Genomic DNA, 12,776 nt, shown 5'->3' on the forward strand with positions numbered 1-12,776 from the left:
AATAAACAGGAGAAACACCATGAAGAAAGTGGTGGTTACAGGCGGCTCGGGCCGTGTGGGCTCGTACGTCGTACAGCAATTGATGCAGACCATGGATGTGGTCGTGGCGGATCTGAAACCCAGCCAGCATCAGGTTTCCTTTATTCAAACGGATGTGATGGATCTGGGGGCCGTGCGTGCGGCCACCAAAGATGCCGATGCCGTAATTCACCTGGCGGCGATTGATTTCGACTGGAAGGCCGCCGAGGAGCAGTACATCAACGTCAATGTGCGCGGCACCTGGCATGTACTGCAAGCCTGTCGTGAAAATGGCGTCAAGAAAGTGGTGCTGTGCTCCAGCATTTCAGCCTGCGGTCTGTCGGAGATGCGCGCCGATTGGAAACCCCAGTATCTGCCTGTGGACGAGGCCCATGAAAACAAGCCTTATCAGGCCTACAGCGTCAGCAAGATTGTCATGGAGCAGATGGCAAAAAGCTTTAGCGATGCCAGCGATATGGAAGTGATCTGCCTGCGTCCGCTGGCCGTGGTGCTTCCCGAAACCATTGCCGAGTACATCCAGTTTGTCGATAGCCCGCAGCGTAACTGGCTGTTCTATTACATCTGGGCTGCGGATCTGGCGCGTGCCTTTGAGGCCGCCGTGAATCTGCAAGGTCTGCGCTACGGCGTGTTCTTCATCAGTGCAGACGATAGCTCCCACCCTCTGGCAACCACAGACTGGTATCAGCAGATTATTGGCCCTGTGCCTGAAATCAAGAACCCGCGCTGGTATCAGAACAATCCCCGTGCCTCCATTTTCAGCAGCCATGCAGCCAAGGAAATTCTGGGCTGGCAGCCAAGCACGGACTTTCAGCAACTGCGCCAGGAATACGCAGTGGAAAAAGACCTGGCGTGAAACGCCCAGGTACCCATGACGAATACATTGAATACGGAGACTTGAGCATGATGGGAATTAAAACCGGCACCTTGGATTGGACAGGCGACAACCCTTTTATTTACTTGAAGACTGACCCGGAGCAGGATTGGTCCTCCTTGTCCCTGTACTTTCGCATTGCCAGCTCGGCGTATGGCAGCGGTCAGGCCATCCTGGTTCTGGACAAGCCCTACGAGGACGGGCAGGACAGTGATGCGCGTTTGCTGATCACGGACAACAAGCCCTTGGCCGAGTATCTGGTGCAGGATTTCGTGCGCCACTTCGGTCTGTTTCGCAAGGCGGTGGCGCTGGATAAGTTGCAGGTCTTGGATGACGGTGTTTTCCAGACCGTAAACCGTTTCCCTGAACTGGTCAGCGAGTCTGTTACCTCCGCCAGTGCAGGTCTGACGGTGGAACTGCAATGGCATCACATGACGCAGCCAGCGATTTGTGTGGACCTGCCACAAAGCCAGACCCAAACCCAGAAACACGAAATGATGTGTGTGTTCCACCCGGCGCAGCAAGCCAGGGTGCTGATCAATGGCACGGCCTTGCCGGGCAACACCATAGAGCGGGACTTTAACGGCTCGCGTGCGCAGTCCGCCAGCCTGGCGAACAGCGAAACCTGGGTGCGCGTGGCGTAAGGAGACGATATGGCTCAGCATGTAGAGACGCAGGCCGTGATGCCCGCCTGGACAGGAGTCCGGTCCCTGCAATCCATTTTGCCCTCGCAAGGCCGCCTGGTCCTGCATGCCGGGCCGCCGTTTCGGAACGCGCAGGAGCTGCCTGCCGCAATACGAAACTCGGTTCTGATCGGCATTCTGTATGAGGGCTGGGCAGCCAGCAAACAAGAGGCGCAAGCCTTGCTGGATGCTGGGGGCGTGCAACTGGCTCCCGCGCAGGATTACGGCGTGGTGGTGCCATTGGCCGGAGTGGTGACGCCGTCCATGTATTTGATTGAGGTCAGCGACAGCAATCGGCCCGACAACAAGAAATACTCGGTGCTGAATGAAGGCATGCAGTGGTGCACCCGGCTGGGTATTTTTGCCGACGAAATGGTGCCGCATCTGCGTTGGCTGCATCAGGATTTGGGGGCACGGCTGGCCGCACAGTTTCAGGGGCCGCTAGATCTGGCGCCCATCGTTCAGGCTTCCTTGCTCAATGGTGATGATGGTCATGCACGTACCATGCATGGCTCCGGGCAACTGGCTGACATTATTGTCTCCTGGGGCATTAATGACGAGGCCAGTCAGAGCTTTCTGTACGGCGCAATGGCCTGGGCCCTGAATTACTGGATGGCCGCCAGTGCCTTGATTCTGGCAAACCAGACGCCTGCTGATGGTGTGGATGCCATCGTCAAAGTGGGCGGCAATGGCTTGCGCTTTGGTTTGCAACTGGCCAGCTCCACAACCTGGCTGGTTACGGACGCCCCTGTCATTGCTGGCAATAAAGAACCCGGCAATGAACAGGTAAATGCGCTGGGAGCCTTGGGTGATAGTGCGGTGGTGGATTTTGTAGGGCTGGGTGGCCAGTGTCTGGATCTGGCCGGGATTAGCGCCAGGAATCTGCAGGCCTTTCTGCCCTCGGACTACCTGACTCGTCAAAGCCAGTTCCTGAAAACCCGCTTGCCCTTTCTGGCCGGGCGCAATGGCATTAGCGATTTTGCGCAGGTGATTGCCAGCAATACCGGGCCGTTGGTGCTGCTGGGCATGATTGATGGTGCTGGAGAACGTGGCCGTGTTGGTGGCGGGGTGGCGACGGTGGATGCCTCTTTATTGCAAGCTCTCAAGGAGTGGCAGCATGAAACGACAGTGGTTTAAGCTGCCTTTGCATCAATTGCTGCACGCTCTGCATACGGGCGAAGCCAGTCTGCCGGAGATCGTGGCTTCCTTCTACGAGCGCATTGCCATACGCGATGACAAGATTGGTGCCTGGCAGTATCTGATTGATCAGGATGACTATCTGGCCGAGTACGAAAGCCGCAGCGATTTTTACAAGGCCTCGCCCTTGATGGGCCTGCCCTTTGCGGTCAAGGACGTGATTGATACGGCCGGTATTCCCACCACAATGGGTTCGGCCATTCACCAGGATCGGATCCCGGATATGGATGCTTCCTGCGTTACCGCGATGAAAGCGGCAGGCGGCATTTTGATGGGCAAGACGGTTACGACCGAGTTTGCTTACTTTCAGGCAGGCAAGACGAACAACCCGCATGATGCCGAGCGCACACCCGGTGGCTCGTCCAGCGGCTCTGCCGCTGCCGTGGCTGATTTCATGGTGCCGGTAGCCTTCGGCACACAGACGGCGGCATCGGTCATACGGCCCGCATCCTACTGCGGCTGCATTGGCTATGTAGGCAGCAAGAACGAGTTCTCCTTGCGCAATATTCAGCCGCTGGCCCAGTCGCTGGATTCTCTGGGCATACTCAGCAACGATGTGCTCGACACGCTCTTGCTGCGCAATATCCTGCTGCACAAACCCTTGAGTCTGAGCACGCCAGGGGCACAGGCGGCTTGTGTGTTCGGTGTTTTCTCCGGGCAGGCACTGGGTGAAGTTCAGGACAAGATGCTGGAGACCTTGCAGGCCTGCCAGCAGGACTTGTCGGAGCAAGGGCATACGCTGGTGGATTTTCCCTTGCAGGACGCCGTTGTTGAGTTGACGGCTTTGCATGCCCAGATCATGGCTTATGAAGTGGCCCGGAATCTGGTGTACGAGCAACAGCAGCATGACACCTTGAGCGCTCATATGCAGTCTTTGATGAGCACGGGGCTGGCTTTCCCCTACAAGGAGTACATCGCTGCCTTGCAAAGAGCAGACACGCTCAAACAGATGCTGCTGCAATGGTTTGAGGATAGCGGGGCGGATTTCATTCTGGCACCTGCGGCTGCCGGTGTTGCGCCTTATAAAACCGAAGGAACGGGGGCGCCATTCATGAGTCGTGCCTGGCAGTTACTGGGCTTGCCCGTGGTGTCCTTGCCGTTGGGTTATTTCCAGAAACTGCCCATGGGTTTGCAGTTGATAGGCAAGCCGCATCAGGATGATGTTTTGCTTCTGCAAGCGCGTCAGTTGCAGCAGCGCTTTTTAAACAGCAGCTCAGTGTTAGCCGTGTAGTTTTCTTTTTTTCTTTTAGGCGTCCTGTTTTTACAGGGCGCTTTTTTTTGGGCTGTATTTTTATAGTTTGGGCAGCAGATACTTTTCAAATAGCCATTTCAAACCATACAGCGCCCCGAAAATAATCGCGGCAATGGCCAGAAAATCTGCGCTGAAAACGCTTTGCTGTTTGTGGGACAGCTCCATATAGACGTGCTCGTCAGCGGGCCGGGCATAAGTCATGGGAACGGTAGCCTTGGGCAAAGTGGCCTGCAGGACGACATAGCTGCCATCTTCAGCCGCTTGCATCAGCAGCTCGTCCACCGGCGTGGGGGCCAGGCCGTCGTAATGCCCTGGCTTGCATAGTTGCCGGGCTCCTTGAGCCCAGTTGTCACTGCTTTCGGGGCAGTAAGCCTGGATGCTGTAGCCATTGCTGAACTGAACCGTCAGCCACCCTTGGGCATGCGAGTGGGCGTCGCTGCTTACGGTTACGTTGGTGAGGCTGATGGTGGTCATGGTGTAAATCCCTTGGGCAGAGCAGGCGCGTTCTTCAGTCCGTTTATGGCAGCAGATGAGTCTATATTTGACGCGGGCTACTGAAGGCTATTCTATAGAAGCCGGTATGGGAATACTGTTTTGGTATGGGCAGAATCAGCTTTATGTGAATTGCTTTTAATATAAATCAATGCTCTTTTCCCATAAAAAAACAGCCCTGTAAAACAGGGCTGTTGATAGCGGAAAACCAGCAGGAATAAAGAAGGCTTAACTGGCGCGTGCCTTGCCCATGCTGACTGCCGGTTTGGCATCGTGAGTCGGTTCGGTGTGATAGCGGCGTAAAGGCTTGTTGGCGGTTTCGGGCATCAGCACTGTCACCCAGAAAAAGCACAGAACCGCGACCACCGTGACATAAAACGCCGGGGCCAGATAGCTGCCTGTCTGCGCCGTCAGCCAGATGGCCAGGTACGGTGCAGTACCACCAAAAATCGCGAAGGTGATGTTGTAGCACATGCTGGAAGCGGTATAGCGCATGTCGGTAGGGAACATCTCCGAGAGCAGAGTGACGGCCACCACACTGGCTGCCACCTGACCAATACCGATAATCAGCATGCCGAAAATGGCGGCCTCCAAAGAAGCTCCCTTGCTGACGATCATGTAGGCCGGAATGGTGAACAGCGCATGCCAGACAGCGGCAAATTGCATCATGCGACGGCGGCCCACCCGGTCCGAGATCACACCGGCAAGCGGGGTCAGGGCAGTGACGAACAGCAGGGCAACCATGTTCGCGGTCAGGGACTGGACGGAGGACAAGCCAATGACCGTGCGCAGGAAAGTGTTCATGTAGGTGGAGAAAATGTAGAAGGACAGGGCGTACAGCACGATAAAGCCGCCCAGCTTCACAATATTGGAACCCTCTGCCTTGAACACTTGGGAAGCGCTGTAGCTGAGCTGCCCTTTTTTCTCTGCCCGCATCTGCTGGAACTCGGGCGATTCGGCCAGATGATCCCGAATGAAGAAGGCCACGATGCCCATGGGAACGGCCAGCAGGAAGATGGTGCGCCAGCCCCAATCGCCCATGGCCTCGGTACCGACAATCGCGGCCAGACCGGCGCTGATTCCTGCTGCCAGTGCAAACGCAAAGTAGGTGGCACCGGACATGGCCCAGGCGTAGGAGTTGCGCTTGTTCATGGGGCTGTGTTCAACGGTGTAGATGGTGGCGCCTGTATATTCGCCACCGGCCGACAGCCCCTGAATACAGCGGATGATGATCAGCAGAACCGGAGCCCAGATGCCAATGCTGTCATAGGTTGGAATCAGACCAATGGCCGCGGTCGAGCCGGACATCAGCAGGACGGTCAGGGCCAGAATCTTTTTGCGGCCAATGCGGTCGCCCAGTCGGCCAAAGTAGATCCCGCCCAGGGGGCGAACAATAAAGGACACCAGAAATACTGCAAAGGTGGCCAGCAAGCCCGCCATCTTGTCTTCCGTAGGGAAGAAGTTTTGTGCGATGTACACGGCCATATAGCCGAACAAGGCAAAGTCGAACCATTCAACGATCGTACCGGCCGCTGAACCCATCATTACTTTCTTGATGTGACCCGTATCGGTATGTTCCGATTCGGCCACGGTGCTTTCCCTTTGCATACTTATGTCTCCTCAAGTATTGGGACTATCTGTTTTTTGAAATCAAACCCTGTGGGGGTAGCTGGTTTTTTTATTATTTATACGTGTCTGTCTTTTTTTGGTATTGGTTGGAAGCTCGGTTAGAGCATCGGCTGCAACAGGATGAGTTCCTCCTTTCTGTGGGGCTGGGCATCCGGTCCTGACATGCTTGCAAAGCGCCATCCAGTGCGTGCTAGATAAGCTAATCCTCTGCAAATTGCTTGTCCATTCACTATTTGCGCACTATTATTGATCGCGATGTTATCAATCTAAAAAATGAGCGAAACCATGATTCCCGCACGCCTGGATTTGCATCACCTGCGCGCCTTTAAAACGGTGGCCGAACAGTTGCATTTCAAGAAGGCGGCGGAGCTGCTGCACATCACGCAACCGGGGCTGACGCGCATCATCAAAAAGCTGGAAGAGGACTTGCAGGTGGATCTGTTTGAACGCAGCACCCGCCAGGTCAGGCTGACAGCGGCAGGCTTTTTGCTGCTGCAGGAAATCGAGCAGGTTTTTGTGCATCTGGAGCGCGGTATCGAACTGGCCCAGAAAGCCAAGTTTGGCGATATCGGACACCTGATCATTGCCTATAACGACTACGCGGTGCAGGACGTGTTGCCCAGAACGTTGGAGCACTTCAAGCAGCAGTATTCGAACATCACAACCGATTTGTTATATATGCCCACGCAGCAGCAAATTCAGGGCTTGCAGCAGGGCAGCCTGGACCTGGGCTTTGGCTTTGCTTTCTCTGATGATCCCGAAGAGCTGGGCGTGCAGTGGAAGCCGGTCTGTCATGATGACCCTATCGTTCTTTTGCAGAGTGATCACCCTTTGGCAAAGGAAAAATCCATCCCCTTGGTGGAGCTGGCCAATGAGCGTTTTGTGGTGGGCAGCAAGACGCATTGGCAGGTCTGGCGGCGCTATTTTTATTCACTGTGCCGACATGCCGGGTTTCATCCCAATTCCGTGCAGGAAGCCAGCACCATTACCGGCATCATGAGCATGGTGGCGGCCAATATCGGCATTGCCGTCTTGTCGCAGTCCTTGCGCAAGTATGTGCACCGTGATCTGGTGGCCATTGATCTGGACTTGTCGGGTCAGCATCCGCAGTCCTTCATCAACATCATGTGGCAGGAAAGCAATGCCAATCCCTGTGTGCCTTTATTCATCCAGACCATCTCGTCGGAGCTGATGGCGGCCAGTGTGTAAGGCTTGAGTATTTCTCATGGACCCTTGATGAGCGGTCATGATGCAAGAGGGGCGGTTTTGCTACATTGCAATTTTCAAACCTCCGCCCCTAGTTATGAGCACTTCCGAAATACAGTTTGGCCTTGATCATGTCATGTTGCGCGTCCTGGATCTGGAGCGATCCCTGGCGTTTTACCGCGATATTCTGGGCATGCATGTTGTGCGTCACACGGACTATGAGTCCGGCCGCTTCACCAATGTGTTTCTCAGTTTTGATCAGGGCACGCAGTCCAGTCTGGAGCTGACCTGGAACTGGGATCAAAAAGAGCCGTATGAGAAGGGCGGGGCTTTTGGTCATCTGGCCTTGATGGTCCAGGACGTGCATCAGGCAGTGCGTTATCTGGAAGAGCAGGGCGTCAGGATCAAGACGCCTCCCAAGCAGATGAATCACGGCAAACGCACGATTGCCTTTGTGTTTGACCCGGATGAGTACCTGATTGAACTGGTGGAGCCGCTGGCCTTGCCGTCCTGATATTGGTTTTGGGTTCCGTGTTGAATAGCCCGCTTTGATGAGCTGAATAAAACAAAGACCATGCACCCTTGCGGTGATGGTCTTTGTTTGTTCTGGAATGCGCCAGATGAAGGCGCGTTCTGGTTTACAGTCCCAGCGACCCCCACATATCGTCCACCTTCTTCTTGGTGGACTCATCCATCTTGATAGGCGTGCCCCATTCGCGCTGGGTTTCTCCGGGCCACTTGTTGGTGGCATCCATGCCCATCTTGCCGCCCAGTCCCGAGACCGGCGAGGCAAAGTCCAGATAGTCGATAGGTGTGTTCTCGACCAGCACGGTATCGCGCACCGGGTCCATACGAGTAGTCATGGCCCAGATCACTTCTTTCCAGTCGCGCGTGTTCACATCCTCGTCCACCACCACGATGAATTTGGTGTACATGAACTGGCGCAAGATGCTCCAGACGCCGAACATCACGCGCTTGGCATGGCCTGCGTATTGCTTGCGAATCGACACGACGGCCAGTCGGTAGCTGCAGCCTTCGGGTGGCAGGTAGAAGTCCACAATTTCAGGCAATTGCTTGCGTAGGAGGGGCACAAAGACTTCGTTCAGTGCGACGCCCAGAACAGCAGGCTCATCAGGTGGTTTGCCGGTGTAGGTGCTGTGGTAAATCGGGTTACGGCGCATGGTGATGCGCTCAACGGTAAAGACCGGGAACCAGTCCTGCTCGTTGTAGTAGCCGGTGTGGTCGCCGTAAGGGCCTTCCAGTGCCATTTCGTAGCTGCTATCGGCGGGCGGCTTCATGCCTTCGGGCACGTCGGGAGCCAGGGCATCCGGGTGATTGCTGGGCAGGATATGACCTTCCAGCACAATCTCGGCCCAGGCGGGCACGGACAAGTCGCTACCCAGGGCTTTGGCCACTTCGGTGCGCGAGCCGCGCAGCAAACCGGCAAACTGGTATTCGGACAGGCTGTCAGGAACGGGCGTCACGGCACCCAGAATCGTGGCCGGGTCGGTGCCCAGAGCCACAGCAATCGGGAAAGGTTTGCCGGGGTTGGTCAGGGCGTGATCGCGGAAATCCAGCGCACCACCACGGTGGGACAGCCAGCGCATGATCAGCTTGTTACGGCCAATCAGCTGTTGACGGTAAATGCCCAGGTTCTGACGCTTGGCATGGGGGCCTTTGGTAATCACCAAACCCCAGGTCAGCAAGGGGGCGACGTCGCCGGGCCAGCACAGTTGCAAGGGGATCTGGTTCAGATCCACATCCTTGCCTTCCAGCACCACTTCCTGACACGCGGGAGAGCGGACATTCTTGGGGCTCATATCCCAAAGGGCGGACTTGAGCATGGATACCTTGGACAAGGCATCACGCATCCCGGTGGGTGCTTGCGGCTCTTTCAGATTGGCCAGCAGCTCGCCAGTGTCGCGTAATGCCGACACATCCTGAGCACCCATACCCCAGGCGACGCGTTGCGGCGTGCCGAACAAGTTGGCCAGGACAGGCATGGCGGCTTTGGAGCCTTGATGCTGGGCGTTTTCAAACAAAAGCGCCGGCCCACCGGCACGTAGTACCCGGTCACTGATTTCAGTCATTTCCAGCGAGGTGGAAACTGGCTGCGTAATCCGTTTCAGATCGCCCTTGGCTTCCAGCTGGGCAATAAAGTCTCTCAAGTCACGGTATTTCACAGAAGAACGGGGCTCCGCTTACATATGGTTTGGTGGTTAAGGTTAACATCGGGCAGTTAGCAATACTAAGGATGATCCCATGGGCTTCCAAGATATGGACTATGTACTTAGTCGCTCGGCCCGCACCCTGACGTATCGCATCGGCGAGTTTGTGCACGTGTGTGCCATGTACCTGGGCATTGCCGTACTGGTGACGATCGCAGCCTGTGTGGTTGTGCCATCGATGCGCGCTCAGTTTAACCAGCTTTATACCGGTCTCGTGCAAACCCTGCGCCCCGAGGCGGTGAAATACGATGCGTACAGCCAGGCGGTCTGGCCTGCGGATAAAACCCAGCCCAACCTGTCGGAAGAAGGCGAGGACTTGAGTCAGACGGAACAGCAGCAAGCGGTTTCCACGTATCAAGGCTTTATGAAGAACCTGCGTGCGTCGGTCACCGGGCAGCCCATCGCGGGCGTCACGGCGGCCCAGCAGCAGGCTTTGCGCAGCTATCTGGCGCGCAAGTACAAGATTGCCTATTCGGTGGCAGGTGCCTTGATTCACACCGCTTTTATTGTGGGCAGGGAAAAGAACCTGGACCCGCAACTGATTCTGGCGGTGATCGCCATTGAGTCACGTTACAACCCCTATGCGGAAAGTCATGTGGGTGCGCAGGGCCTGATGCAGGTGATGACCAAAGTCCATAAAGAGAAGTTCGATATCTATATGGAAGGCACGCTGGCGGTGCTGAGTCCGGAGGCGAATATTCGCGTGGGCGGGCAGATTCTGTCGGACTGTATCCGTCGCCGTGGCTCGATTGAAGGCGGCTTGGCCTGTTATGTGGGCGCAACCGGGCCTAGCGATGGAGGCTACGGTGCAAAGGTGCTGGCGGAACGTCGCCGTATCGCGCTGGCATCAGGCATTCCTGTCCAGTCGCGTTAAGCGGTCTGAGTAGAAAAAGAAATCGGGCCTTGCGGCCCGAAATGCTGTCATGGGGTCGGGCTTCATTGCCCGAGAGACTGAAAAGATGCCGGGCTTAGCGGCCCAGAAACTGCCCCAGACGGCTGATCGCTTCTTGCAGGCGATCCATGCCGGTCGCGTAGGACAGGCGCAGGGTATAAGGCGCGTGGGCCGTACCGAAGTCCCGGCCCGGCACAGCAGCCACACCCGCCTCATGCAGCAGCTGCTGCGAGAAGGCGTCGCTGTCCTGGCTGTATTCGCGAATATCCGTATAAATATAGAAAGCACCATCCGGGCGTACCGGTACGCGCAGGCCCAGACGCTCCAGCTCGGGCAGCAGGTAATCACGACGCTGCTTGAAAGCCAGGCGGCGCTCTTCATAAATCGCCATGGTGTCAGGCTCGAAGCAGGCCAGGGCAGCATGTTGGGCCAAAGAGGGCGCGCAGATCGCCAGACTGGCGGCCATGCGCTCGCACACCTCGGTCATCCAGGTAGGCAGAATCAACCAACCCAGACGCCAGCCCGTCATGTGGAAGTACTTGGAAAAGCTATTGATAACAATAATGTCCTGATCCAGGGTCAAGGCACTGAGTGGCGCTTCTTCGTAAAACAGACCCAGATAAATCTCGTCCATGATGATGAAGCCATCGCGGGCGCGCACTTCCTTGATCAGTTCTTGCAGGGCAGGGCGGGAAATCGTCGCGCCAGTGGGATTGTTGGGCGAAGCAATCAGAACGCCACGGGTCTTGGGACCCCAGTGTTCGCGAATGTGCTGGGCGCTTAGCTGAAAGCGCTCCTCCGCCGAGGCCGGAATCAGGCGGGCTGTCCCACCGGCGGCCATGATGAAGTTCTGATTGGCCGGGTAGGACGGATCGGGCATCAGCACTTCGTCACCGGGATTGATCAGAGCCAGCGTAGCCAGAGACAGGGCACCTGATGCACCCGCCGTGACCACAATACGCGAGGGATCGACACGGGCCTGGAACTGCTGCTCGTAATACAGGGCGATGCGTTCACGCAAGGCCGTCAGACCGGCAGGGGCGGTGTACTGGCTTAAACCTTGATTGCTGGCCTGATGCAGTGCATCGACCACGGCTTGAGGGGCGGTAAAGTCCGGCTCGCCTATGCCTAGGCTGATAATGTCGCGGCCAGTGGCCTTCAGGGCATTGGCCTGTTTGAAGAGTTCAACAGCATGAAAAGGAAGAACGTGTTCGGTACGACTGGCGAGGCGGGACATACGGCAAATCTCGGGTAAAAAGTGTATTGTAGGACCTTGCTCAAAAGGGCGTCAGGTGGCTGTGGCATGTGCGTGTGCCCTGTAGGGGTGCAAACCGGCGGGCCAGTGAGACTCAAGTTTAGGTTTGTTGCAGGAAAAGTCTATGGTTTCTTCGTCGCGGCGTGCATTTTTGATGGGGCGTCGTCCTCCCCAAACAGCTTGGCAGACATTTTGTTCGCGCCTGAAAGCCCGAGTTCAGGGCGAATGGTCCGAACTTAGCGCTGAACCGCATCATGAGCAGGCTCGTCTGGAACCCGCTTCCAGTGCCGACGTACATATGGTGTTGACGCTGGCCGCCGAGTACGGTGTGACGGTGTGCCTGGAGGGCGTGCCGCAGGCCAGTGAAACCGATGGCCCCATGATTCTTCTGGCCCCAGGCCGACAGATGGCCCGTTGTGACCGTCTGGAACCGAATTCCAATCGCTGGTTTGTTCAGCCCGGCTGTTTGCTGGGCGAGATGGAAGCCAAAGGTTTTCAAGGTCTGGACAATGCCCCGGCTGGCATGACCGTCGCTGCCTGGCTGGCCGACCGGCGTCAGCATGACTGGCCTAGCGGTCGCACCGCCTTGTCGGGCGTGTTGCACTGCTCAGTCATTTTGGCGGATAACACGCAAGCGGCCTTGGGGCCCTTTGGACAGGAAAACCGCAATCCCCTGGATAGCCTGCGCATGCAGCAGTTGATTCCTGCCTTGTTTCAGTTGATGGGCGAATCGGAAACCCAGGCTTTGCGCCAGGAGCAATGGCCCTGCCGCTATCGTCTGGATGCGCTGGAGCCGGTTGAAGGCGAGGGTATCAATCTGGCGCATCTGATGCTGGGCCACGGCGGTGATCTGGCCTGGGTGGAATGGCTGGTGCTGGATGATGCCGTTTTAAGCGGCTCGGACCCGCAAGACTGGTCCTGGCCGAATCAGGAGCAGTCCTGGCAGGCTCAGGATGTGGATAGCCGCATCAAAGCTCTGTTTGATCCTGCGGACCGATTCTCCTATCCAGGCCAGACGCTATAAATTTGTCC

General features: G+C 56.6%; 12 protein-coding genes. 8 read left to right on the forward strand and 4 right to left on the reverse strand.

All coding sequences use genetic code 11. The features are described from left to right. The first annotated feature begins 19 nt into the window (after nt 1–19). From DUD43_RS03550 to DUD43_RS03565, 4 genes are read left to right on the forward strand one after another with little or no spacing between them, the layout of a single operon-like run. Nucleotides 20–892, forward strand: coding sequence for an NAD-dependent epimerase/dehydratase family protein (locus DUD43_RS03550; RefSeq protein WP_153229176.1), 873 nt, complete (start codon nt 20–22; stop codon nt 890–892). Further along, the gene (locus tag DUD43_RS03555) at nt 889–1,554 is read left to right on the forward strand and encodes an NAD-dependent dehydratase (RefSeq protein WP_228125886.1); all 666 of its coding nucleotides are present in this window, start codon (nt 889–891) and stop codon (nt 1,552–1,554) included. The genes DUD43_RS03550 and DUD43_RS03555 overlap by 4 nt, the downstream gene beginning before the upstream one ends. A gap of 9 nt (nt 1,555–1,563) precedes the next feature. Next, on the forward strand, nt 1,564–2,730 hold the full coding sequence (locus DUD43_RS03560) for a DUF1116 domain-containing protein (RefSeq protein ID WP_153229177.1): 1,167 nt from the start codon (nt 1,564–1,566) through the stop codon (nt 2,728–2,730). Continuing rightward, on the forward strand, nt 2,711–4,021 hold the full coding sequence (locus DUD43_RS03565) for an amidase (protein ID WP_153229178.1): 1,311 nt from the start codon (nt 2,711–2,713) through the stop codon (nt 4,019–4,021). Before DUD43_RS03560 ends, DUD43_RS03565 begins: the two co-directional genes overlap by 20 nt. 60 nt (nt 4,022–4,081) lie before the next feature. Here the strand turns inward: DUD43_RS03565 and DUD43_RS03570 are convergent, their stop codons facing one another. Then, complete coding sequence (locus DUD43_RS03570) at nt 4,082–4,516, reverse strand: hypothetical protein (protein ID WP_153229179.1); 435 nt, start codon at nt 4,514–4,516, stop codon at nt 4,082–4,084. Between the two features lie 246 nt (nt 4,517–4,762). Beyond that, nucleotides 4,763–6,142 (reverse strand): MFS transporter, encoded by a 1,380-nt coding sequence (locus tag DUD43_RS03575; protein WP_153229180.1) that lies wholly within the window; start codon nt 6,140–6,142, stop codon nt 4,763–4,765. 306 nt (nt 6,143–6,448) lie between these two features. Between DUD43_RS03575 and DUD43_RS03580 the strand changes: the two genes are divergently transcribed. Together DUD43_RS03580 and gloA are read left to right on the forward strand one after the other, a co-directional pair. Then, nucleotides 6,449–7,372 (forward strand): LysR family transcriptional regulator, encoded by a 924-nt coding sequence (locus tag DUD43_RS03580; protein WP_228125887.1) that lies wholly within the window; start codon nt 6,449–6,451, stop codon nt 7,370–7,372. A gap of 94 nt (nt 7,373–7,466) precedes the next feature. Continuing rightward, a complete protein-coding gene (gene gloA, locus DUD43_RS03585; RefSeq protein ID WP_153229182.1) occupies nt 7,467–7,883 on the forward strand; it encodes a lactoylglutathione lyase in 417 nt (138 codons plus the stop codon). 124 nt (nt 7,884–8,007) lie between these two features. Here gloA and DUD43_RS03590 read toward each other — a convergent pair whose 3' ends face one another. After that, nucleotides 8,008–9,552, reverse strand: a complete 1,545-nt coding sequence (locus DUD43_RS03590) for a UbiD family decarboxylase (protein WP_153229183.1) — start codon at nt 9,550–9,552, stop codon at nt 8,008–8,010. A gap of 79 nt (nt 9,553–9,631) precedes the next feature. Here DUD43_RS03590 and DUD43_RS03595 point away from each other — a divergent pair, with 79 nt between their 5' ends. Further along, a complete protein-coding gene (locus DUD43_RS03595) occupies nt 9,632–10,471 on the forward strand; it encodes a lytic transglycosylase domain-containing protein (protein WP_153229184.1) in 840 nt (279 codons plus the stop codon). Between the two features lie 94 nt (nt 10,472–10,565). Here the strand turns inward: DUD43_RS03595 and DUD43_RS03600 are convergent, their stop codons facing one another. Further along, on the reverse strand, nt 10,566–11,726 hold the full coding sequence (locus DUD43_RS03600; protein WP_153229185.1) for a pyridoxal phosphate-dependent aminotransferase: 1,161 nt from the start codon (nt 11,724–11,726) through the stop codon (nt 10,566–10,568). Nucleotides 11,727–11,868: 142 nt separating this feature from the next. Between DUD43_RS03600 and DUD43_RS03605 the strand changes: the two genes are divergently transcribed. Next, nucleotides 11,869–12,768 (forward strand): hypothetical protein, encoded by a 900-nt coding sequence (locus DUD43_RS03605; protein ID WP_153229186.1) that lies wholly within the window; start codon nt 11,869–11,871, stop codon nt 12,766–12,768. The last annotated feature ends 8 nt before the right edge of the window (nt 12,769–12,776 follow it).

Source organism: Alcaligenes faecalis, assembly GCF_009497775.1.
GTDB lineage: Bacteria > Pseudomonadota > Gammaproteobacteria > Burkholderiales > Burkholderiaceae_B > Alcaligenes > Alcaligenes faecalis_D.